The organism is Streptomyces sp. NPDC107654, from assembly GCF_055639035.1.
Genome location: NZ_JBVKBI010000007.1, coordinates 136175 through 158600, shown reverse-complemented (window position 1 = coordinate 158600; position 22426 = coordinate 136175). Strand labels below are relative to the sequence as shown.

21 protein-coding genes and 1 pseudogene are annotated in these 22426 nt (G+C 68.5%); 11 read left to right on the top strand and 11 right to left on the bottom strand.

Annotation, left to right across the window (positions count from 1 at the left end; all coding sequences use genetic code 11):
* Window positions 1-16: 16 nt before the first annotated feature.
* Together ACZ7N4_RS15215 and ACZ7N4_RS15210 are read right to left on the bottom strand one after the other, a co-directional pair.
* On the bottom strand, window positions 17-1099 hold the full coding sequence (locus ACZ7N4_RS15215) for an inositol-3-phosphate synthase (RefSeq protein WP_471358336.1): 1083 nt from the start codon (window positions 1097-1099) through the stop codon (window positions 17-19).
* A gap of 43 nt (window positions 1100-1142) precedes the next feature.
* Window positions 1143-1826, bottom strand: a complete 684-nt coding sequence (locus tag ACZ7N4_RS15210; RefSeq protein ID WP_471358334.1) for a PadR family transcriptional regulator — start codon at window positions 1824-1826, stop codon at window positions 1143-1145.
* Between the two features lie 396 nt (window positions 1827-2222).
* Here ACZ7N4_RS15210 and ACZ7N4_RS15205 point away from each other — a divergent pair, with 396 nt between their 5' ends.
* Complete coding sequence (locus ACZ7N4_RS15205) at window positions 2223-4913, top strand: transglycosylase domain-containing protein (RefSeq protein ID WP_471358333.1); 2691 nt, start codon at window positions 2223-2225, stop codon at window positions 4911-4913.
* 120 nt (window positions 4914-5033) lie between these two features.
* Window positions 5034-6596 carry a glycosyltransferase family 87 protein gene (locus ACZ7N4_RS15200; protein WP_471358332.1) on the top strand — a complete coding sequence of 521 codons (1563 nt, stop codon included), beginning with the start codon at window positions 5034-5036 and terminating at the stop codon, window positions 6594-6596.
* Window positions 6597-6677: 81 nt separating this feature from the next.
* Here the strand turns inward: ACZ7N4_RS15200 and ACZ7N4_RS15195 are convergent, their stop codons facing one another.
* The 3 genes from ACZ7N4_RS15195 to ACZ7N4_RS15185 form a co-directional block, all read right to left on the bottom strand.
* Window positions 6678-7709, bottom strand: a complete 1032-nt coding sequence (locus ACZ7N4_RS15195; RefSeq protein ID WP_471358330.1) for an alanine racemase — start codon at window positions 7707-7709, stop codon at window positions 6678-6680.
* Between the two features lie 83 nt (window positions 7710-7792).
* On the bottom strand, window positions 7793-8911 hold the full coding sequence (locus ACZ7N4_RS15190) for a lipid II:glycine glycyltransferase FemX (protein WP_471358327.1): 1119 nt from the start codon (window positions 8909-8911) through the stop codon (window positions 7793-7795).
* Window positions 8912-9029: 118 nt separating this feature from the next.
* Window positions 9030-9344, bottom strand: a complete 315-nt coding sequence (locus tag ACZ7N4_RS15185; protein WP_471358325.1) for a hypothetical protein — start codon at window positions 9342-9344, stop codon at window positions 9030-9032.
* Between the two features lie 273 nt (window positions 9345-9617).
* Between ACZ7N4_RS15185 and rpsF the strand changes: the two genes are divergently transcribed.
* The 4 genes from rpsF to rplI all read left to right on the top strand — a co-directional run bounded on the left by rpsF (window position 9618) and on the right by rplI (window position 11357).
* Entirely contained in the window at window positions 9618-9908 is a 291-nt protein-coding gene (rpsF, locus tag ACZ7N4_RS15180) for a 30S ribosomal protein S6 (protein ID WP_014673750.1), read from the top strand.
* An 81-nt stretch (window positions 9909-9989) separates the two neighbouring features.
* Window positions 9990-10574, top strand: a complete 585-nt coding sequence (locus tag ACZ7N4_RS15175) for a single-stranded DNA-binding protein (protein ID WP_471358322.1) — start codon at window positions 9990-9992, stop codon at window positions 10572-10574.
* Window positions 10575-10655: 81 nt separating this feature from the next.
* A complete protein-coding gene (gene rpsR, locus ACZ7N4_RS15170; RefSeq protein WP_003949403.1) occupies window positions 10656-10892 on the top strand; it encodes a 30S ribosomal protein S18 in 237 nt (78 codons plus the stop codon).
* A gap of 18 nt (window positions 10893-10910) precedes the next feature.
* Entirely contained in the window at window positions 10911-11357 is a 447-nt protein-coding gene (gene rplI / locus ACZ7N4_RS15165; RefSeq protein WP_189984877.1) for a 50S ribosomal protein L9, read from the top strand.
* A gap of 139 nt (window positions 11358-11496) precedes the next feature.
* Here the strand turns inward: rplI and ACZ7N4_RS15160 are convergent, their stop codons facing one another.
* On the bottom strand, window positions 11497-12834 hold the full coding sequence (locus ACZ7N4_RS15160) for an MATE family efflux transporter (protein WP_471358318.1): 1338 nt from the start codon (window positions 12832-12834) through the stop codon (window positions 11497-11499).
* Window positions 12835-13316: 482 nt separating this feature from the next.
* On the opposite strand from ACZ7N4_RS15160, the gene dnaB reads away from it, so the two are divergent.
* Window positions 13317-14795, top strand: a complete 1479-nt coding sequence (gene dnaB, locus ACZ7N4_RS15155) for a replicative DNA helicase (protein ID WP_471358315.1) — start codon at window positions 13317-13319, stop codon at window positions 14793-14795.
* Between the two features lie 43 nt (window positions 14796-14838).
* Here dnaB and ACZ7N4_RS15150 read toward each other — a convergent pair whose 3' ends face one another.
* A complete protein-coding gene (locus ACZ7N4_RS15150; protein WP_471358313.1) occupies window positions 14839-15405 on the bottom strand; it encodes a dihydrofolate reductase family protein in 567 nt (188 codons plus the stop codon).
* 208 nt (window positions 15406-15613) lie between these two features.
* On the opposite strand from ACZ7N4_RS15150, the gene ACZ7N4_RS15145 reads away from it, so the two are divergent.
* Complete coding sequence (locus ACZ7N4_RS15145; RefSeq protein ID WP_471358312.1) at window positions 15614-16999, top strand: serine hydrolase domain-containing protein; 1386 nt, start codon at window positions 15614-15616, stop codon at window positions 16997-16999.
* Between the two features lie 82 nt (window positions 17000-17081).
* Here ACZ7N4_RS15145 and ACZ7N4_RS15140 read toward each other — a convergent pair whose 3' ends face one another.
* Together ACZ7N4_RS15140 and ACZ7N4_RS15135 are read right to left on the bottom strand one after the other, a co-directional pair.
* Complete coding sequence (locus ACZ7N4_RS15140) at window positions 17082-17534, bottom strand: GNAT family N-acetyltransferase (protein WP_471358310.1); 453 nt, start codon at window positions 17532-17534, stop codon at window positions 17082-17084.
* Window positions 17535-17543: 9 nt separating this feature from the next.
* Window positions 17544-18002, bottom strand: a complete 459-nt coding sequence (locus ACZ7N4_RS15135) for a MarR family winged helix-turn-helix transcriptional regulator (RefSeq protein WP_471358307.1) — start codon at window positions 18000-18002, stop codon at window positions 17544-17546.
* Window positions 18003-18147: 145 nt separating this feature from the next.
* Here ACZ7N4_RS15135 and ACZ7N4_RS15130 point away from each other — a divergent pair, with 145 nt between their 5' ends.
* Window positions 18148-19356, top strand: coding sequence for an MFS transporter (locus ACZ7N4_RS15130; RefSeq protein ID WP_471358304.1), 1209 nt, complete (start codon window positions 18148-18150; stop codon window positions 19354-19356).
* Between the two features lie 108 nt (window positions 19357-19464).
* Window positions 19465-19884, top strand: a complete 420-nt coding sequence (locus ACZ7N4_RS15125; RefSeq protein WP_471358302.1) for a GlcG/HbpS family heme-binding protein — start codon at window positions 19465-19467, stop codon at window positions 19882-19884.
* Window positions 19885-20002: 118 nt separating this feature from the next.
* Here the strand turns inward: ACZ7N4_RS15125 and ACZ7N4_RS15120 are convergent, their stop codons facing one another.
* Window positions 20003-20869: a GNAT family N-acetyltransferase gene (locus ACZ7N4_RS15120; RefSeq protein WP_471358299.1), complete on the bottom strand. Its 867-nt coding sequence runs from the start codon at window positions 20867-20869 to the stop codon at window positions 20003-20005.
* Window positions 20870-20993: 124 nt separating this feature from the next.
* Here ACZ7N4_RS15120 and ACZ7N4_RS15115 point away from each other — a divergent pair.
* Window positions 20994-21445: pseudogene (locus ACZ7N4_RS15115) on the top strand (HAD family hydrolase); the annotation flags it as partial.
* A 53-nt stretch (window positions 21446-21498) separates the two neighbouring features.
* Here ACZ7N4_RS15115 and ACZ7N4_RS15110 read toward each other — a convergent pair.
* Window positions 21499-21981, bottom strand: coding sequence for an NUDIX domain-containing protein (locus ACZ7N4_RS15110; RefSeq protein ID WP_471358297.1), 483 nt, complete (start codon window positions 21979-21981; stop codon window positions 21499-21501).
* Between the last annotated feature and the right edge of the window lie 445 nt (window positions 21982-22426).

Sequence of the window (22426 nt, the reverse complement as noted above, 5' to 3'; positions counted from 1 at the left end):
CGGCGCGCGGGGCGACTTAGCGCTCGACCTCGCCGCGGATGAACTTCTCGACGTTGTCGCGGGCCTCGTCGTCGAAGTACTGGACCGGCGGGGACTTCATGAAGTACGAGGACGCCGACAGGATCGGGCCGCCGATGCCGCGGTCCTTGGCGATCTTCGCGGCGCGCAGGGCGTCGATGATGACACCCGCGGAGTTCGGGGAGTCCCAGACCTCCAGCTTGTACTCCAGGTTCAGCGGGACGTCACCGAAGGCGCGGCCCTCCAGGCGGACGTACGCCCACTTGCGGTCGTCCAGCCAGGCGACGTAGTCGGACGGGCCGATGTGGACGTTCTTCTCGCCGAGGTCCCGGTCGGGGATCTGGGAGGTGACGGCCTGCGTCTTGGAGATCTTCTTGGACTCCAGGCGCTCACGCTCGAGCATGTTCTTGAAGTCCATGTTGCCGCCGACGTTCAGCTGCATGGTGCGGTCGAGGATGACACCGCGGTCCTCGAACAGCTTCGCCATGACGCGGTGCGTGATGGTGGCGCCGACCTGGGACTTGATGTCGTCACCGACGATCGGGACACCCGCCTCGGTGAACTTGTCCGCCCACTCCTTGGTGCCGGCGATGAAGACCGGGAGGGCGTTGACGAAGGCGACCTTGGCGTCGATGGCGCACTGGGCGTAGAACTTCGCCGCGTCCTCGGAACCGACGGGCAGGTAGCAGACCAGGACGTCGACCTGCTTGTCCTTGAGGACCTGGACGACGTCGACCGGCTCCTCGGGGGACTCCTCGATGGTGGCGCGGTAGTACTTGCCGAGGCCGTCGAGGGTGTGGCCGCGCTGGACGGTGACACCGGTGTTGGGCACGTCGCAGATCTTGATGGTGTTGTTCTCGGAGGCGCCGATGGCGTCCGCCAGGTCGAGACCGACCTTCTTGGCGTCGACGTCGAACGCCGCGACGAACTCGATGTCGCGGACGTGGTAGTCACCGAACTGCACGTGCATCAGGCCGGGGACCTTGGACGCCGGGTCGGCGTCCTTGTAGTACTCGACTCCCTGCACCAGCGACGCGGCGCAGTTGCCCACGCCGACGATGGCTACGCGAACCGAACCCATTCCGGTTGCTCCCTGTGTGTACGAGTGAGGCCCTGACTGGGTCTCACGTGGCGGTGTCGTCGGGCGTATCCGTCCGGGGGGTGTCCCCGGGACGGGGCAGGCCGCCCGTCGATCCATTGGTGGTGTCCTGCTGAGCGGGCCCCCCGGTCGCGGAACCTCTCAGGTCCCGCCCGGCCCGCTCGCTCTCGATGAGCTCGTTCAGCCAGCGCACTTCGCGCTCCACGGACTCCATCCCGTGGCGCTGGAGCTCAAGCGTGTAGTCGTCGAGGCGCTCCCGGGTGCGCGCGAGGGAGGCGCGCATCTTCTCCAGGCGCTCCTCCAGTCGGCTGCGCCGGCCCTCCAGGACGCGCATGCGCACATCGCGCGAGGTCTGTCCGAAGAAGGCGAACCGCGCGGCGAAGTGTTCGTCCTCGTACGCGTCGGGGCCGGTCTGCGAGAGCAGCTCCTCGAAGTGCTCCTTGCCTTCCGCGGTCAACCGGTAAACGATCTTGGCGCGGCGTCCGGCGAGGGGAGCGGCGAGTGCGTCGTCGTGGGTGTTCCCGGGTTCCTCGATCAGCCAGCCGTTGGCGAGCAGGGCCTTGAGGCAGGGGTACAGCGTCCCGTAGCTGAACGCGCGGAACACACCCAGTGACGTGTTGAGTCGTTTGCGCAGCTCGTAGCCGTGCATCGGGGACTCGCGGAGCAGGCCGAGCACGGCGAACTCAAGGATGCCGGAGCGCCGGCTCATCGTCGCCTCCTCTCGGTCCCGCAGGTCTCTTCCGCGGGTCTCGCAGTGCCGCTCAGCGTCTTTATCTCGCGCTGATGTATCGACTCGATACATCACGACGATAGAACGGCCTCTCGCGGGCGACAAGAGGGACGGTGGTGAACGGGATCACATCACCGATTCGTAGGAGGCAACTTGCCTGTTTTGGGGTGAACTTCGGGGCTCAGTGGGTTTTGGTGGTGCGTAGTCTGTGCGGCATGCAGTCCACCGGGAACCGCGTGACGCCTGGGGAGCGTCGTCGTCCCTGGTGCAGTACGGGTGAATGCAGTACCGACCACATCCGTACTTCGGGGGGACCGGAAACCAGCCGCCGTTCCAGGCGCGCACGGGTGCGCCTGCCCGAGGAGTAATCGTTCGATGAGCGAGCACCGTCGCAAACCGCCGCAGCCGCAGGGAGGCGGACGTGCCGCGGCCCGACGCGGCCCGTCCGGCTCGTCCCCCGGCCGCCGTGCGGCACCGCGAGGCGCCACCGGGTCTCCTGCCGACTCCTATGGGTCCCCTTCCCATGGGCCGGAGTCCGATGGCTCGGGAGGTGACGAGCGTCCCTACGGCGGCCGGGCCGAGGCCCGCCGTGCCGCCCAGAAGGGCAGCGGCCGACGCAGAGCCGCCGACAACACCTCTCCCGGCGGCCGGCGCGGCGGCCCGGGCGGGCCGACCGGTCCCGGCCGCGGCAAGGGCCGTGCGACGACGGCGCCCGGCAAGAAGCGGTTCATCGACTATCCCAGGGCCGACAAGTACGGCTGGCGGCGCTGGGTACCGTCCTGGAAGCTGGTCAGCGGGCTGTTCATCGGCTTCGTCGGGAGCCTGGTCGTGATGGTCGGCGTCGGCTACGCGATGGTCTCGATCCCCAATGAAAACGACGCTGCCAAGTCCCAGAACAACGTCTACTACTGGGCTGACGGCAGCCAGATGGTGGCCACCGGCACCGGAGTGAACCGGCAGAACGTCACCATCGACAAGATCCCCGAGGCCATGCAGTGGGCCGTGATCTCGGCGGAGAACAAGAGCTTCTACCAGGACTCGGGTGTCGACCCCATGGGCATCGCCCGGGCCCTGGCCAACATGGCGCGGGGCGGCCAGACGCAGGGTGGTTCGACGATCACCCAGCAGTTCGTCAAGAACACGTACCTGAGCCAGGAACAGACGGTCACCCGTAAGTTCAAGGAGATGTTCATCTCCATCAAGGTGGGCACGAAGCTCGACAAGAAGCAGATCCTGCAGGGCTATCTGAACACCTCGTACTACGGCCGGGGCGCCTACGGCATCCAGGCGGCCGCCCAGACCTACTACGGCGTGGACGCGGTCGACCTCAAGCCGAGCCAGTGCGCCTTCCTCGCGGCGCTGCTGAAGGGTCCGACGTACTACGACCCGGCCGGCAACGCCGATCTCGACAAGTCGGCGACCGCGCCGGCCAACGAGAAGCGCTCCAAGGAGCGCTGGTCCTGGATTCTCGGCGAGATGCACAAGGACAAGCACCTCACCGACGCGGAGTACCAGGAAGCGACCAAGGAGTACCCCAAGCCCCAGGGCCGCAAGGCGACCAAGGGCATGACCGGTCAGACCAGCTACCTGGTCGACACGGCCAAGAAGTACGTCCTGAACCACTCCGACATCACCGAGGCGCAGTTCGACCAGGGTGGCTACCAGATCTACACGACCTTCGACAAGAAGAGCGTCAACGCCCTGAGCGCCGCCGTGAAGAAGGTCCAGAAGGAAAATCTCGACCCGAAGCACCGCGAGAAGGACAAGTACGTCCAGTTCGGTGCGGCGTCGGTGGACCCCAAGGACGGGAAGATCGTCGCGCTCTACGGCGGTGACGGATACGAGAACGGCCACTTCACCAACAATGCCGACACCTCCGGTGTGCCCGTCGGCTCGACGTGGAAGCCGTTCGTCCTCGCTGCGGCGATGCAGTACGGCACCTACAGGTCCGAGGGCGAGGGCATCTCCCCGCTGAGCAAGTACAACGGCAACGACAAGCTCAAGGTCCTGAACCAGAACGGCACGCCCGTTCTGAAGAAGGACGGCTCGGTCTTCTACCAGCGCAACGAGGGCCCCAAGCCGTGGGGCTACATCACACTGCGCAAAGCCATGGAGCAGTCCGTCAACACCCCGTTCGTGCAGCTCGGCATGGATGTCGGGATGTCGAGGGTCAAGGACGTGGCGAAGTCGTCCGGCATCCTCGACTCGAGCTTCGCCTCGCTCGACCCGTCCTTCGCCATCGGCACCTCGACGCCGAGCGCGATCCGCATGGCCGACGCCTACGCGACGTTCGCCGCCTCCGGCAGGCACGCAGATCCGTACTCTGTGCTGCACGTCAAGAAGGACGGCGAGGAACTGCCGGGCTTCACCAGGCCCAAGGTGACGCAGGCGATGCCGGAGAACGTGGCCAACAACGTGACGGACACGCTGGAGAACGTGATCCAGAACGGTACGGGTCAGAACGCCAAGGCCCTGGGCCGTACCGCCGCCGGCAAGACCGGTACGACCGACAGCAACAAGTCGGCATGGTTCGTCGGCTACACCCAGCAGCTGTCGACCTCGGTCGCGATGTTCCGCGAGAACCCCAAGGACCACGAGCTGCTGTCCATGAACGGCACGGCGGGTGTGGACTCCATCCACGGTGGTGACATCCCGACGCAGGTGTGGACCGAGTACATGAAGGACGCGCTCAAGGGCAAGAACGACCTCGGCTTCCCGGACGCCACCGAGATCGGCAAGATCCAGGACGAGGCGGGGGCCCCCACGCCGACCCCGAGCGCCACCATCAAGCCGAGCCCGACGCCGAGTGACACGCCGAGCCCGACGCCTAGCAAGACGACCACCACGCCGTCCCCGTCGCCGAGCGAGTCCTGCCAGTTCGGCGCCTGGGACCCGAACTGCAACGGGAACGGCAATGGCAACGGCACCGGCACCGGAGGCGTGGACACCGGCGGCACCGACGGAGGCGGCGGCCCGACACCGACACCGACGGTGACGGACACGACCGGGACGGGCAACACCAGAGGAAACGGCAACGGAGGCTTCTTCGGAGGTCAGACGGGTTAGCCCGGTGATCCGACCCGTGGGCGACCATATCGCCCAGTAGGGGTGTTTCACGTGAAACATGGGCCGCCGCACCTGATGGGTGCGGCGGCCCTCGGTGTTTTGCCAGACAGGTACGGCAGGATGTGCCCCATGCCCAGTGCAGAGATGACGCCCGCGAGCAGGCACGAGCCCGAGCACGTGCGGTCCGCCGTGGCAGAGACGGTGCAGCCGACCCGGGAGGACGAGGTCGCCGCCGCCGGCAGTGAGCTGATCGGTGGTCCCCTGGGGCGGCGCGCCCTGCTCGGGACCTCCTGGTGGACCCCGGTACGGGTCGTGGCGCTCGTGGCGATCGGCATGTTCGCCCTCGGCCTGGTCCAGAAGGCACCGTGTTATCACGGCGCCTGGTTCTTCGGCGCGAGCAGTCAGTACACACACGCCTGCTATTCGGACATTCCGCACCTCTACCAGGGCCGCGGGTTCGCCGACCATCTCGTGCCGTACTTCGACAGGCTCCCGGGCGACATGGACTACCTCGAATACCCGGTGCTGACCGGCGTGTTCATGGAGGTGGCGTCCTGGCTGACCCCGCACAGCGGCAGCATCCAGCACCAGGAGCAGTGGTACTGGTTCGTCAACGCCGGGATGCTGATGGCGTGCGCCGCCGTCATCGCCGTGTGCGTGGCCCGCACCCACCGCCGGCGCCCCTGGGACGGCCTGCTGGTCGCCCTCGCCCCCGCCTTCGCGCTCACCGCGACCATCAACTGGGACCTGCTGGCGGTGGCACTGACCGCCGCCGCGATGCTGATGTGGGCGCGGGGCCGGGCCGTCGCCTTCGGTGTCCTCCTGGGGCTCGCCACGGCCGCCAAGCTGTACCCCGTCGTCCTGCTCGGTCCCTTGCTGGTCCTGTGCTGGCGGGCCGGCAAGTGGCGCGCGTTCTTCCAGGCCCTGGCCGGCGCGGTGGTCGCCTGGCTCGTGGTGAACCTGCCCGTGATGCTCACGCACGACGCGACGGGCTTCCACATCCGCGAGGGGTGGGCCAAGTTCTACACCTTCAGCAAGGAGCGCGGAGTCGACTTCGGCTCTTTCTGGCTGATCTGGGCGCAGAACACCAGCACCCCGCCCACCACCGACTTCGTCAACAACGCGGCCATGGTGCTGGTCGTGCTGTGCTTCCTCGGCATCGCGGCGCTGGCCTTCACCGCCCCGCGCCGCCCGCGCTTCGCCCAGCTGGCCTTCCTGATGGTGGCCGCCTTCGTGCTCACCAACAAGGTCTACTCCCCGCAGTACGTCCTGTGGCTGGTGCCGCTGGCGGTCCTCGCCCGTCCCAAGTGGCGGGACTTCCTGGTCTGGCAGGCCTGCGAGGTGGCGTACTTCCTGGGTATCTGGCTGTACCTCGCCTACACGACCAGCGGAGATGCCCACAAGGGTCTGCCGGCGCAGGGCTATCACTGGGCGATCGTCGTGCACCTGGCGGGCACGCTGTACCTGTGCGCCGTCGTCGTACGGGACATCCTCATGCCGGAACGGGACGTGGTGCGCCGGTCCGGTGACGACGATCCCTCGGGCGGAGTGCTCGACGGAGCGGAGGACGCGTTCGTGCTCGGCGCGGCGACCCATCCGCCGCGGCACGCCGCCCACTTCGAGACACCGCCGGTCGGCTGGGGGCAGCCCGAGACACTGTCCCACCAGGACCGTTCGCCCTGAGCGAACACCTCGTCGGCGAGGTCACGCAAAAGGCCGTATCCGGGCGTTCCGGATACGGCCTTCACGTTGTCCCGGACGGGCTCAGCGGTCCACGAGACGGTCGAACTGGGTGGTGGTGTGCCGCAGATGGGCCACCAGCTCGTCTCCCACCTGGGGCTCGGGGGCGTCCGAGGGCACGAAAAGGATCGACACCTGCATGTGCGGCGGCTCGGCGAACCAGCGCTGCTTTCCGCCCCAGACGAACGGAGAAAGGTTCCGGTTCACCGTGGCGAGCCCGGCGCGTGCGACGCCCTTGGCGCGCGGCATGACGCCGTGCAGGGCCTTCGGAGCCTCCAGGCCCACGCCGTGCGACGTACCGCCCGCCACGACCACCAGGAAGCCGTCCGAGGCAGCCTTCTGCTGCCGGTAGCCGAACCGGTCGCCCTTCGTCACGCGCGTGACGTCCAGGACGGCACCGCGGTACTCGGTGGCATCGTGGTCCCCCAGCCACAGCCGCGTGCCGATGCGCGCGCGGAACCGGGTCTGCGGGAACTGCTGCTGGAGCCGGGCCAGCTCGTCGGCCTTGAGGTGGCTGACGAACATCGTGTGCAGCGGCAGCCGCGCCGCGCGCAGCCGGTCCATCCAGCCGATGACCTCCTCCACGGCGTCCGAGCCGTCGGTGCGGTCCAGCGGCAGATGGATGGCGAAGCCCTCCAGCCGGATGTTCTCTATGGCCTGGTGCAGCTGGGGCAGGTCCTGCTCGCTGATGCCGTGCCGCTTCATCGACGACATCACCTCGATGACCACACGGGCGCCCACGAGGCCGTACACACCGTCGATCGACGACACCGAGCGGACCACCCGGTCGGGCAGCGGCACAGGCTCCTCGCCCCGCCGGTACGGGGTGAGCACCAGCAGGTCACCGCCGAACCAGTCCTTGATGCGCGCGGCCTCGTAGGTGGTGCCGACGGCGAGCAGGTCCGCACCGAGCCGTGTGGCCTCCTCCGACAGCCGTTCGTGCCCGAAGCCGTAGCCGTTGCCCTTGCAGACCGGGACGAGTCCCGGGAACTGCTCCTGCACGTGCTTGTGGTGCGCCCGCCAGCGCGCGGTGTCGACGTAGAGCGTGAGCGCCATGGCCGGACCCGGAACCTTTCTCGTGGCTGGGGTGGATCGAAGGTGTGTGAGCTGTGAAGGCTATGGAATCAAACGCCCGCGGCTCAGCGGCGCGACATGTAGATGTCGAGCGCCTTGTGGAGCAGCTTGTTCAGCGGGAAGTCCCACTCGCCGAGGTACTCAGCGGCCTGGCCGCCCGTACCGACCTTGAACTGGATCAGACCGAAGAGGTGGTCGGTCTCGTCCAGCGAGTCGGAGATACCGCGCAGGTCGTAGACGGTCGCGCCCATCGCGTAGGCGTCGCGCAGCATCCGCCACTGCATGGCGTTCGACGGCCGCACCTCGCGCCCGATGTTGTCGGAGGCGCCGTAGGAGTACCAGACGTGTCCACCGACGATCAGCATCGTCGCCGCGGACAGGTTCACGCCGTTGTGGCGGGCGAAGTACAGCCGCATGCGGTTCGGGTCCTCGGTGTTGAGGGCCGTCCACATGCGCTGGAAGTACGACAGGGGGCGGGGCCGGAAGTGGTCGCGGACGGCCGTGATCTCGTACAGCCGCTGCCACTCGGGCAGGTCCTGGTAGCCGCCCTGGACGACCTCGACGCCGGCCTTCTCGGCCTTCTTGATGTTGCGGCGCCACAGCTGGTTGAAGTTCTTGTGGACCTCTTCCAGGGAGCGGTTCGCCAGCGGCACCTGGTAGACGTAACGGGGCTGCACGTCGCCGAAGCCGGCGCCGCCGTCCTCGCCCTGCTGCCAGCCCATACGGCGCAGCTTGTCGGCCACCTCGAAGGCGCGCGGCTCGATGAAGTCGGCCTCCAGGTCACGCAGCCGCTTGACGTCCGGGTCCTGGATGCCCTTCTTGATGGTCTCCGCGTTCCAGCGGCGGATGATCACCGGCGGGCCCATCTTCACGGAGAAGGCACCCTGCTGCTTCAGGTGCGCCAGCATCGGCTGGATCCAGTCGTCCAGGTTCGGCGCGTACCAGTTGATGACCGGGCCTTCGGGCAGGTAGGCGAGGTAGCGCTTGATCTTGGGCAGCTGGCGGTAGAGGACCAGGCCCGCGCCGACCAGCTGGCCGCTCCGGTCGAACCAGCCGAGGTTCTCCGAGCGCCACTCCGCCTTCACGTCTGCCCAGGCCGGGACCTGCATGTGGCTCGCCGACGGCAGGCTCTGGATGAATGCCAGATGCTGCTCGCGACTGATGGTCCTCAGGGTCAGGCTCATTCGGGGCGCTCCTCGGGCTGGTGTGTCCCCATGGGTACAGGGGCTCCGGCTCTCGCGCCGAAGCCTACTGCGCCGTGCGAGCGCCCCGGCTGGCCGTACGGCCCTCGAACCCGGCGCGTCAGCCGATCAGCCCGCCGAACAGGCCGCCGTGCGCCATGCCGATCAGGAAACCGACGCCTGCGGCACCGAGACCCAGGATGAGGAAGAACCGCTGCCTCGTGGTCACCGAGATCCACTGCCCGTAGACGCCTGTGGCCAATGCCACCAGACCCGCCCAGGAACTCAGCAGGTGGAGGCTGTGGAAGAAGCATGTGATGAAGGCCAGCAGACCCAGCGCGAATGTGGTCGCCATCAGGGCGTCCTGCAGCGGATGGGGCTTGCCGTCCGTGGCGAAGAGGGAACCGGCGGTGTTGGGTCGCAATGCCTGTGCCATGGGCACCTCCAGCGGAAGCGGCGCATCGTAGCGCCGTACACACCCGATGGGTACAGATTGTGGGCCTCGACGCCCGGATTTCAACCGGAAGCGGGTGTGCGGGTAGTCTGTACCGTCTGCACTGGTGTCTGCCCAGACCTGTCCAGGTCACACTGCCCGGCTCCCCTGAGGGAACCCCGATTGTCAGTGGTGGCCGATACCGTTGCGTACGCATCACAACCCTCCTGCCACGGAACGACCGTGGCCGCTGAGTCCAAAGGAGGTGGGTTCCACATGCGTCACTACGAGGTGATGGTCATCCTCGACCCCGATCTCGAGGAGCGCGCTGTCTCCCCGCTGATCGAGAACTTCCTGTCCGTCGTCCGTGACGGCGGCGGCAAGGTTGAGAAGGTCGACACCTGGGGCCGTCGTCGTCTCGCCTACGAGATCAAGAAGAAGCCCGAGGGCATCTACTCGGTCATCGACCTGCAGGCCGAGCCTGCGGTCGTCAAGGAGCTCGACCGCCAGATGAACCTGAACGAGTCGGTCCTCCGGACCAAGGTCCTCCGCCCCGAGACCCACTGAGCGCTCCCGCTCAGCTGATCTCGGGATTCGAGTAGCAGCAACCAAGCAGCCAGAGCAGCAAACCCGCCGAGAGGTTCCCCCATGGCAGGCGAGACCGTCATCACGGTCATCGGCAATCTTGTCGACGACCCCGAGCTGCGCTTCACCCCGTCCGGTGCGGCGGTCGCGAAGTTCCGTGTCGCGTCCACCCCCCGCACCTTCGACCGCCAGACGAACGAGTGGAAGGACGGCGAGAGCCTCTTCCTGACCTGCTCGGTCTGGCGTCAGGCGGCGGAGAACGTCGCCGAGTCGCTCCAGCGAGGCATGCGCGTCATCGTGCAGGGCCGGCTGAAGCAGCGGTCCTACGAGGACCGCGAGGGCGTCAAGCGCACGGTCTACGAGCTGGACGTCGAGGAAGTCGGCCCCAGCCTGCGCAACGCCACGGCCAAGGTCACCAAGACCGCCGGTGGCGCTCGCGGTGGCCAGGGTGGTTACGGCGGCGGTGGCGGCCAGGGTGGCAGCGGCTGGGGTTCAGGCCCCGGTGGCGGCCAGCAGGGCGGCGGCGCTCCGGCCGACGACCCGTGGGCGACCGGCACTCCCGCCGGTGGCAACCAGGGTGGCGGCGGCTGGGGCGGCGGCTCCGGCTCCGGCGGCGGTGGCGGCTACTCGGACGAACCCCCCTTCTAAGCCTTCGGGCCAGGTCTTCGGGCCGGTCCGGGGTCGAGGGTGGGTCGTATCCCAACTTCTTGATCACACAGGAGATACACCATGGCGAAGCCGCCTGTGCGCAAGCCGAAGAAGAAGGTCTGCGCTTTCTGCAAGGACAAGGTCACGTACGTGGACTACAAGGACACGAACATGCTGCGGAAGTTCATTTCCGACCGCGGCAAGATCCGTGCCCGCCGCGTGACCGGCAACTGCACGCAGCACCAGCGTGACGTCGCCACGGCCGTCAAGAACAGCCGTGAGATGGCGCTGCTGCCCTACACGTCCACCGCGCGCTAAGGGAAGGGTGACCGACTCATGAAGATCATCCTCACCCACGAGGTCTCTGGCCTCGGTGCCGCCGGCGACGTCGTCGACGTCAAGGACGGTTACGCTCGCAACTACCTGATCCCGCGGAAGTTCGCTATCCGCTGGACCAAGGGTGGCGAGAAGGACGTCGAGCAGATCCGTCGTGCTCGCAAGATCCACGAGATCCAGACCATCGAGCAGGCCAACCAGGTGAAGGCCCAGCTCGAGGGCGTCAAGGTCCGCCTGGCCGTCCGCTCCGGCGACGCCGGCCGTCTCTTCGGTTCCGTCACCCCGGCCGACATCGCGTCCGCGATCAAGGCTTCCGGTGGCCCCGAGGTCGACAAGCGCCGCATCGAGCTGTCCGCTCCGATCAAGACCCTGGGCGCCCACGAGACGTCCGTGCGTCTGCACCCCGAGGTTGCCGCCAAGGTCAACATCGAGGTCGTCGCGGCCTGATCGCCGCGTGATCGCTGCGCTCGCATGAGCCAGTGAAAGGGGCCGCACCCTTCAGGGGTGCGGCCCCTTTCCCATGCGTGCCTTCCCAAGACGTGGGGCGCTCTCCTGAAGGCATGTAGGCATGTTTCACGTGAAACGGTCAGCGGGTCGCGCCCGTCACGATCCAGCGGCCCGAACGGGCCCGCAGCCAGAGGGTCAGCAGCCGGATCGTCATCATCAGCATCATCGCCGCCCAGAGGGCGGTGAGCCCGCCGCCGAGCGTGGGAACGAGCAGCGCCACCGGAGCGAACACCGCCAGGGTGACGACCATGGCCCAGGCCAGATAGGGGCCGTCACCCGCGCCCATCAGAACCCCGTCCAGGACGAAGACGATCCCGCAGACGGGTTGCGAGAGTGCCACGAGCAGGAGCGCCGGAAGCGCGACTCCCTTCACGACGGAATCGCTGGTGAACAACGGCAGGAAGAGCGGCCGTGCGGCCACCACGAGCAGGCCCAGTACGACACCGGTCGCGATGCCCCACTGGATCATGCGACGGCAGGCCAGGCGTGCTCCTTGGGCGTCGTCCGCGCCGAGGTAGCGGCCGATGATGGCCTGCCCCGCGATGGCTATCGCGTCGAGTGCGAAGGCGAGCAGGTTCCAGAGGGAGAGGACGATCTGGTGCGCGGCGATGTCGGCGTCACCGAGATGTGCGGCCACTGCTGTGGCGATCATGATGTTCGCTCGGAGGGAGAGCGTGCGGACCAGGAGAGGGACGCCGGCCTGGGCCGAGGCGCGGATGCCGGGCGCGTCGGGCCGCAGTGAGGCCCCGTGCCGACGGGCCCCGCGTACGACGACCGTGAGGTAGACGGTCGCCATGCCGCACTGCGCGATCACCGTGCCCCATGCGGAGCCGGCGATGCCGAGCCCGGCGCCGTAGACGAGTCCCGCGTTGAGGGCGGCGTTGGCGATGAAGCCGGCGACGGCGACGTAGAGCGGGGTCCTGGTGTTCTGCAGCCCGCGCAGCACTCCGGTCGCGGCCAGGACGATGAGCATGGCGGGGATGCCCAGCGCGGAGATCCGCAGATACGTGGTGGCGTAGGGGCTCGCGGTCGTGGAGGCGCCGAAGAGGTCCACGATGCCGGGGGCCAGGGGCAGGACGACGGCGATCACGGCGAGGCCCAGCAGCAGCGCCAGCCAGATGCCGTCCATGCCCTGGCGGATGGCCGCCGGGAGATCACCGGCTCCGACTCGGCGGGCTACGGCGGCCGTGGTGGCGTAGGCGAGGAAGACGAAGACGCTCACGGCGGTGGTGAGGAGCGCCGAGGCGACGCCGAGACCGGCAAGCTGAGCGGTGCCGAGATGGCCGACGATCGCACTGTCCGCCATGACGAAGAGAGGCTCGGCGACGAGCGCGCCGAAGGCCGGGACGGCCAGCGCGACGATTTCTCGGTCGTGCTGCCGCCGAGTGGCCTTGGGGATCTCCGGAGCCTGTGTCATGAGCATCAATCTAATCGTCCACAGGTAAGTGATGCAACTGGCTAGTGGTCCTTACTATTTCCTGCGGGCCGTGTCCTTTCGGGCGCCGTTCGAAGCGATCTTGGCCCGACTGGGGAAGTTTTTTCTCTGCACAGCCGGTGGATCGCAAAGGGGCAGGTCAGCGGCTTGAGGGTGGGGAGATCGAGGGCTTGTTCACAGGGCTTTCCACCGAGTCGTGCACAGGTTTCGGCGAGTTCTCCACAGCATCGGGCCGGTCGTCCACATGGCCTGTGGATAACCAGATTGGCTGACGGTGCCGACGGGCCTACGGTTGTCCGGCGCCCGCTCCTTCCCCCGGCCCGGCAAGCGTCCTTCTTCCGGCCGGGGAATCGTCACAAATCCGACGACGCAAGAACCGGAGTTGGGCCTCTTAGTTGTCAGTGTCGTGCCGTACAAAAGAGGCCACGGCGAGGTCCGCCGTGCGGACGGGAGGAGGTGGCTCGGTGAGCATTTCCGAGCCCTTGGACGATCCGTGGGCCGACAGCGGACCCAGTGATCGTCTGCCGGCCTCCCGTCGGCGCGGTGACGGCGGCCGGGGTCGTGACGAACAGCACGACCGGGGCCGCGACAACACCGGCTGGGACGGCGGAGGTTCCGCCTTCGAGCGGGTGCCGCCCCAGGACCTGGACGCCGAGCAGTCGGTCCTCGGCGGCATGCTGCTGTCGAAGGACGCCATCGCGGACGTCGTGGAGATCCTCAAGGGCCACGACTTCTACAAGCCCGCGCACGAGACGATCTACCAGGCCATCCTGGACGTCTACGCCAAGGGTGAGCCGGCCGACCCGATCACCATCGCCGCCGAACTCACCAAGCGCGGCGAGATCAACAAGGTCGGCGGCGCCGCGTATCTGCACACCCTCGTCCAGACGGTGCCGACGGCGGCCAACGCCGAGTACTACGCGGAGATCGTCCACGAGCGGGCCGTCCTGCGCCGCCTGGTCGAAGCCGGCACGCGCATCACGCAGATGGGATACGCGGCCGACGGGGACGTGGACGAGATCGTCAACCGCGCCCAGGCCGAGATCTACGCGGTCACCGAGCAGCGCACCAGCGAGGACTACCTCCCGCTCGGCGACATCATGGAAGGTGCCCTGGACGAGATCGAGGCGATCGGCTCGCGCAGCGGCGAGATGACGGGCGTGCCCACCGGGTTCACCGACTTCGACTCGCTGACGAACGGCCTCCACCCGGGCCAGATGATCGTCATCGCGGCCCGTCCCGCCATGGGTAAGTCCACCCTCGCCCTGGACTTCGCGCGAGCCGCCTCCATCAAGAACAACCTGCCGAGTGTCATCTTCTCGCTCGAAATGGGCCGCAACGAGATCGCGATGCGCCTGCTGTCCGCGGAGGCCCGGGTCGCCCTGCACCACATGCGGTCCGGCACGATGACCGACGAGGACTGGACGCGGCTCGCCCGCCGGATGCCGGACGTGTCGGCCGCGCCGCTGTACATCGACGACTCCCCGAACCTGTCGATGATGGAGATCCGCGCCAAGTGCCGGCGCCTCAAGCAGCGCAACGACCTGAAACTGGTCGTCATCGACTACCTCCAGCTGATGCAGTCCGGTGGCTCCAAGCGCGCCGAGAGCCGCCAGCAGGAGGTGTCGGACATGTCCCGTAACCTCAAGCTGCTCGCGAAGGAGCTGGAGATCCCGGTCATCGCGCTCTCCCAGCTGAACCGTGGCCCCGAGCAGCGCACCGACAAGAAGCCGATGGTCTCCGACCTGCGTGAGTCCGGCTCCATCGAGCAGGACGCCGACATGGTCATCCTGCTGCACCGCGAGGACGCCTACGAGAAGGAGTCCCCCCGGGCGGGCGAGGCCGACCTGATCGTCGCGAAGCACCGAAACGGTCCGACGGCGACCATCACGGTGGCCTTCCAGGGCCACTACTCCCGCTTCGTGGACATGGCCCAGACCTGATCCGCCGGTGTGAGGACAGACGGAAGAAAGTGCGCGCTGCTGCTCAGCGGCTCGTCTCGTACCTGGTCAGGACCACGCCGGCGGGAAACGGCCGCGTCTCCACCAGGTTCAGGTTCACCCAGCCGTCCAGCGCGGTGAAGAACGGCGTGCCGCCGCCCACCAGGACCGGATGGGTGGCGATCACGTACTCGTCGATCAGCGCGGCACGCATGGCCGCCCCGGCAAGCGTTGCGCCGCCGATGTTCATGGGGCCGCCGTCCTCTGCCTTGAGCCGGGTGATCTCGGCGATCGCGTCGCCGGTGACCAGGCGGGTGTTCCAGTCGACCTCGTCGATCGTCGAGGAGAACACCACCTTCGGCGTGTCCCGCCAGGTCCGCGCGAACTCGATCTCCGCCGGAGTGGCGTTGGGCTGCAGGTCGCCGGTCGGCCAGTAGGAGCTCATCGTCTCCCATAGCTTGCGCCCGTACAGCGACAGGTCACTCGCCTGCTCGTGGTCGAGCCACCACTGGAACAGCTCGTCGCTCGGCGGTCCGCTCCAGCCGATGTCGTCGCCGGCCGCGGCGATGTAGCCGTCCAGAGACATGTTCATGCCGTAGATCAGTTTCCGCATGGCCCGGCCTTCCGTCCGTGACTGTCCGGCGTATGGACCAGCGCGGCCCGGCAAAGTCATCGGTGCGCGATCCGGGGGCGTCGGTAGTCCTTGTACTCGGGGCTCAGCGTGGTGCACTCGGCCGACACGGGCAAGCCGCCCGGCCTCGACGTCGCCCTCCGGCAAATGGATTCGACGCCCGCCCTCCGCACCAGGTGGACTGGGGGCCATGACGACAACTCAGGAAGCGCTGCTGCCCGGCACCCGCCGCGCCCTGCTGCACAGCATCGCCGTCGCGCAGGCCGAAGGACGGGCTCCGTCCCTGGTGGCCGCCGTCGTACGGGACGGGCGGGCGGTCTGGCACGGAGCGCGGACCTCGGTGGACGGGCACGGACCGGACGAGACCGTGCAGTACCGGATCGGGTCCATCACCAAGACCTTCACCGCCGTCCTGGTGATGCGGCTGCGTGACGAGGGCCTGCTCGATCTCGGTGATCCGCTGGAGAAGCATCTGCCGGGCACCGGCGTGGGGGAGGCGACGATCGCGGAACTCCTCGCCCACACGGCGGGATTGGCGGCCGAGACGCCCGCGCCATGGTGGGAACGGACGCCCGGTTCCCTGCGGCCGGAGTTGAGCGATGTGCTCGGCGAGCACCCCCTGGTGCATCCCGTCGGACGACGGCACCACTACTCCAATCCCGGGTACACCCTGCTCGGTGCCCTGGTGGAGGAGGTGCGCGGCGCTCCCTGGGAGGAGGTGCTGCGCGACGAGATCCTGGAGCCCCTGGGACTGCGCCGGACCAGTGCGCAGCCGGTGTCGCCGCACGCGGGCGGCTGGGCCGTGCACCCGTGGGCCGACGCGATGCTGCCCGAGCCGCTGGAGGACCTGGGCCGGATGGCGCCGGCCGGCCAGCTCTGGTCGACCACCGGGGACCTGGCCCGGTTCGCCGCGTTTCTGGCCCGCGGGGACGACCGCGTTCTGAGCGCGGAGTCGGTACGGGAGATGCGCACCCCGGCCGCGCCCGCCGAGGCCGCGGACGTGCTGGACGGAGTCACTTACGGGCTGGGGATGCAGATCCAGCGCCGGGACGGCCGGCTGCTCGTCGGGCACTCCGGGTCCCTGCCGGGCTTTCTCGCGAACGTCACCATCAGCGTCGACGACGATGTGGCCGCGGTGGTGCTCGCCAACTGCACCAGCGGTCTGCTGGTGGGGGCCGTCGGAGCGGACCTCGTCCGGATCGTCGCGGAGGCCGAGCCGCGGATCCCCGAGCCCTGGCGGCCGCTGCGGGGGGTCGATCCGGCGGTACTGGAGCTGGTGGGGCAGTGGTACTGGGGGACTCACGCCTTCGGCCTGCGCGCGAACGCCGACGGCCTTCTCGCGCTGGCTCCTCTGGCGGGCGGTGGTCGCCGGGCCCGGTTCCGGTCGAACGGCGACGGCACCTGGACGGGACTGGAGGGCTACTACGCCGGTGAGCTGCTGCGGCCCGTACGGCGTCCGGACGGGTCCTTGAGCCATCTCGATCTTGGCTCGTTCACGTTCACCCGGCAGCCGTACGAGCCCGGGTCGTCGGTGCCCGGGGGTGTGGATCCGGAGGGGTGGCGGGGCATCGGCTAGGCCGTCGGTCACAGGGGGTGTGTTTCACGTGAAACACACCCCCTGTTTCATTGAGGGGCCTGCACGACACGCAGCTTGGGAATCACAGGGGCAGCTTGAAGCCTTCGTGCGAGGCGGTGAAGCCCAGCCGTTCGTAGAAACGGTGTGCGTCGGTGCGCGTCTTGTCCGACGTCAGCTGCACCATCCGGCAGCCGATCCGCCGGGCGGTGTCGATCGCCCATTCGATCAGATGGCTGCCCAGCCCGCTGCCCCGCTCGTCGGCGTGGATGCGGACCGCCTCGATCAGCGCCCGGGTGGCCCCCTTGTGCGAGAGACCCGGGATGATCGTGAGCTGGAGGGTCCCGATCACGCGGCCATCGCGTACGGCGACGACGACATGCTGGTTCGGGTCGGCGGCGAGGCGTTCCAGCGCGGTCCGGTACGGCGTCAAGTCGTCGGGGGACTCGCGCTGGGCACCGAGCGGATCATCGGCGAGCATCGCGACGATCGCCGGCAGGTCGTCGGCGGTCGCGGCGCGTATTTCAAGATCTCCCATGAGCGCACCCTATGCGGGCACGTTCAGCGACTCCACCACACGGACCAGTGGGGCGAGTTCAGGGTTCCTGGCAGCGTCGTCCAGGGCCTCGCGCAGAGCGGCGTCGTTGGTGGGCCGGGCCTCCTCCAGCAGGCGCAGACCCGCCGAGGTGACGTTGGTGTAGATGCCGCGCCGGTCGGTGGGGCACAGATAGCGCTCCAGGAGGCCGCGGTCCTCCAGCCGGGTCACCAGGCGCGTGGTGGCGCTCTGGCTGAGCACGACCGCGTCGGCGACCTGCTTCATCTGCAGGTGCCCGCCCTCACCGTCGTGCTGCCTGCTGAGCACGTCCAGCAGTGAGTACTCGCGCACGCTCAGATCGTGCCTGGCCTGCAGGGCGCGCTCGATGTGCGCCTCGATCCTCCCGTGCAGCGCAGAGAGGGCGCACCAGCCCTGGGCGAGGGCAGTGAGCGCGGGGTCCGTCGCTGTCATTGGCGTTCTCCTCCGTACCGGAGCGGCTGCATCACCAGGGTAGAGCACCGGCGCAATAGTCAGCGGTTGCATTTAGCCCGCGCCTGCAATTATTGTGAACGAACGCAAAGCGCTCCTGCAATCGTTTGGGAAGGTGTACCCCTCCATGCCTCTCGCGCTTCTGGCCCTCGCGATCGGGGCCTTCGGAATCGGAACGACCGAGTTCGTGATCATGGGCTTGCTGCCCGAGGTCGCGGGCGACTTCGGGGTCTCCATCCCCACGGCGGGCCTGCTCGTGACCGGCTACGCGCTCGGCGTGGTCATCGGTGCCCCGCTGATGACCGTGCTCGGCACCAAGGTCCCGCGCAAGCGGATGCTGATGCTGCTGATGGGTCTGTTCGTCGCCGGAAACCTGCTCTCCGCCGTGGCTCCGACCTTCGCGATCATGCTGGTCGGACGGGTGGTCGCCTCGCTCGCCCACGGTGCCTTCTTCGGCATCGGCTCCGTCGTCGCGGCCGAGCTGGTCGCACCCGAGAAGAAGGCCGGCGCCATCGCCATGATGTTCACCGGACTGACCGTCGCCAATGTCGTCGGCGTGCCGCTGGGCACGTTCATCGGACAGAGCGTCGGCTGGCGCGTCACCTTCGCCGTCGTCGCCGGCCTCGGCGTCCTCGGCCTGGCCGGTATCGCCAAGCTCGTCCCCGAGCTGCCGCGGCCGGAGGGCGTCCACCTGCGCCACGAGTTGGCCGCCTTCAAGAACGCGCAGGTCCTGCTCGCCATGGCGATGACCGTCCTCGGCTTCGGCGGTGTCTTCGCGGCCATCACCTACATCGCGCCGATGATGACCCACATCGCCGGTTTCGCCGACGGCACGGTCACCTGGCTGCTGGTCCTGTTCGGCCTCGGCATGGTCGGCGGCAACCTCGTCGGCGGCAAGTTCGCCGACCGCGCCCTGATGCCGATGCTGTACGTGTCCCTGGGCGCTCTGGCGGTCGTCCTGGCGCTCTTCACACTGACCGCCCACAACAAGATCACCGCAGCGGTGACCATCGCCCTGATCGGCGCGCTGGGCTTCGCCACCGTGCCGCCGCTGCAGAAGCGCGTCCTCGACCAGGCGCACGGCGCACCGACGCTCGCCTCGGCGGTGAACATCGGCGCCTTCAACCTGGGCAACGCCCTGTCCGCCTGGCTCGGCGGCCTGGTGATCGCGGCGGGCCTCGGCTACACGTCCCCCAACTGGGTCGGCGCCGCCCTCGCCGCAGCCGCTCTGATCCTCGCCGTCCTCTCGGCCGCCCTGGAGCGCCGCGACCGTGCGCACGGCGCCGTCACGGCCTCCGGGACGCCGGCCGGGCAGCGGACCCCCGTCCACCACTGAGCCGCCCGCTCCGCAGGCACCTCGCCACCCGTCATCGACAGACGTCCGTACCGGGGCGCCCTCCGGTACGGCAGCATCCGCACCAGCACCATCCAAGGAGACAGCTCCATGAGCACCACCGCCGTCACCCCGCTCACCACCGAGGACGCCGAGCTGCTCGTCGCCACGGCCCGCCGGGCGGCCGAGGACGCCGGAGTCACCGTCAGCGTCACCGTCCTGGACGCCGGCGGGCACCTGCTCGCCTTCCGCCGGGACGACCGGGCCGTGCTGATCTCCGGTGAGACCAGCACCCGTAAGGCCTACACAGCCCTGCAGCTCAACGCCCCCACCGCCGACCTGGTGGACGCCGTCCAGCCCGGCGGCCTCTTCCACACGCTGCCCACGGCCCTCGACCGGCCCCTGCTGTTCATCGCGGGCGGTATCCCCGTCCACCGCGACGGCCGGCTGATCGGTGCGATCGGTGTCGGCGGCGGTGCGCCGGAGCAGGACCACGGCTTCGCCGCGGCGGCCGTGCAGGCGCTCGTCTGAGCCACAGCCCGCTTCAGTCGCAGTCCGCCTGAGTCCCAGCTCGTCCGGGTCACGCCCCGGCCTCATGACGCCGGCCCCACCGCTTCCAAGCGATGGGGCCGGCGCGGTCTTCCGGGGGTCAGCCGGCGGCGACCGTCAGAGGTGCGAACCGTCGGGTCCAGTCCCCGGGGAGCTCCGCGATGCCGTAGGTCATCACCGAGTTGAAGGCAACGGATGCCAGCCCTCGCTCCTTCACCCAGGCCAGCAGTTCCTCATGGCGCACGTCGATGTCGGTGCGCAGAGGGCGCTCGGTGCGGGCCGCCAGCGAGGCGATCAGCGCCTTGGCGGTCTCCGTGTCCCGGGCGATCAGCGGGCCGACGACATGAGTGTCCATGTTGGGCCACGCGGCCGTGTAGCCGATGAGTCGTCCGTCATCCTCGGCCACCCGCAGCTGATCGGCGAAGGCGGGCAGCCGGGTGATGAGGGGGGTGCGGTCGGTGCCGAACACCTCCTCGTCCAGACGCAGGATCGCGGGCAGGTCCTCCGCGGTGGCGGCACGCGTGACGACCGTGGGTTCCGGGCCGCCGGGTGTGAAGCGGCCCCTCAGCATCTCCGCCCGACCCGTCACCTTGAAACCCAGCTCCTCGTAGAGGGGACGGCCGTACGGTGTGGCATGCAGGGTCAGCGGGGTGGTTCCCATGAGGGCCACGACGTGCCGCATCAGGCGGCGCCCGATGCCCTGACGGGCGTGGCGTCCGGCCACCAGGACCATTCCGAGGGCGCCGAGATCCGGCCGCTCCCACGCGCCGTACTCCGTGACCACGCACGCGGCGACGAGACCGCCCTCGGGGTCATCGATTCCGTAGCCCTTCCCGGCCGAGAGCAGAAGGCCCCACTTGTGTTCCTCGCGTGGCCACCCCCGGTCCTCGGACAAGTCGGCGCAGTCAGTCAGATCGCGAAGGGTCAGACGGCGGATGGGCAGAGCAGCGAGGGAAGGAGTTGGCACGCAGGTCAGGCTGTCCGACCGGCACCCTCGCCGTCCACCGGTTTCGATGCGGACGCACGTGCTTTTGGCCAACTCGTAGCCATGCGCACAGCTGATCGAAATCTGTGGGTGTTTCACGTGAAACATCGGCGGCCCACTAGCGGAGCTGACCGAGGCCCATGTGCGAGCCGCGTTCGAGGCGGCTCCTTGGCCGGCCCGGATCCGCGGGGCCTGGGCGTAGATCAGAAGCGTGGGCGAATACTGCGCGGTGGTGTCTCTCTCGCCCTCCTGCTTCGTGGAACTCCTCCTCGGCGGGGGTGCCCACGCGGCACATGGGTCGCGTTTCCCGGCCGTACCGTTCACCGAGCCCGTCGATCCGTCCGAGGTGCTCAGCGCCGCGGCCAAGGTGATCATCGCGGACCGTCTGTACGCGATTTCGGCCTGGCACGGGCCCGACTGCAGGGCCTACGGCGACTCGTCGTCGACACGGAGCTGTTTGCCGCCGTACCGGTGTCCGTGGCCGCCCATGCCGATGCTCACCTGACCGGACTCGCGACCCACTCCTACACGGGCCGGGACCTGTGGGATGCCTATGAACCGGATAGGGCCCGGCACGGCGGAGGCCCTGCTCTTCGCTGCCGGGTGACCGCCTATCCGAGATCAGGGGCGTGCATGGCGCGGACCCCCTCGATGTTCCCGTCGAGATAGTGACGCAGGGACAGCGGGACGAGATGGACGGAGGCGATACCGACACGGGTGAACGGGACACGGACGATCTCGTACTCACCGGCCGGCTCCTCCACCTCGGGGCCATGGCGCAGGGCCGGGTCCATGGACTCCAGTCGGCAGACGAAGAAATGCTGCACCTTCACGCCGGTGGCGCCGCCGTCTTCACCGATGTGCTCCACCGTGTCCACGAAGCACGGCACCACATCGGCGATCTTGGCGCCGAGTTCCTCGTACACCTCCCGGTGCAGGGCGTCCACGACGGTCGAGTCCCCGGGTTCGACCCCGCCACCGGGAGTGACCCAGTAGGGATCGACACCGGGCTTGGTGCGCTTGATCAAGATCAGGTCCTCGCCGTCCAGCAGAACGGCACGGGCGGTGCGCTTGACCACGGGTCGGACGGTCATGGGAGAAATGTGGCCCGGCTGGTTCCACGTGAAACATCGCAAAGCGCCACGACACGACCGCAGGGCGTACGCCCCGGGTCGGTGGTGTCAGCGCCAGGCCGTAGCAGCGCGCTGGAGAACTCACGGGCCTGCGTAACGGGAGGCAGAGCCGGCGTACCGGTCCGCACCGCCGACGTACGAGCATGACCCGTAGGCCGGGACGATGACCGTTCCGGTGGCGGCCGGGCAGCGGTCGAGGACGGAGACCGTCCGTGACGGGACTCGTCGTCCAGCCCGTTCCCGGCTGTCTCCGTCAGGCGTCGAGATGCGGCGCGGCCGATACGTCGACAGGTCTCTGCCGCTAGCGTGACTGGACACTGACAGAGAGTCAACTAACCTTGTCGGCAGGGTTTTTCCCTGAAACCGCGGACGGTCCGAGCCACGAGAGGGGGAGGCTCGGACCGTC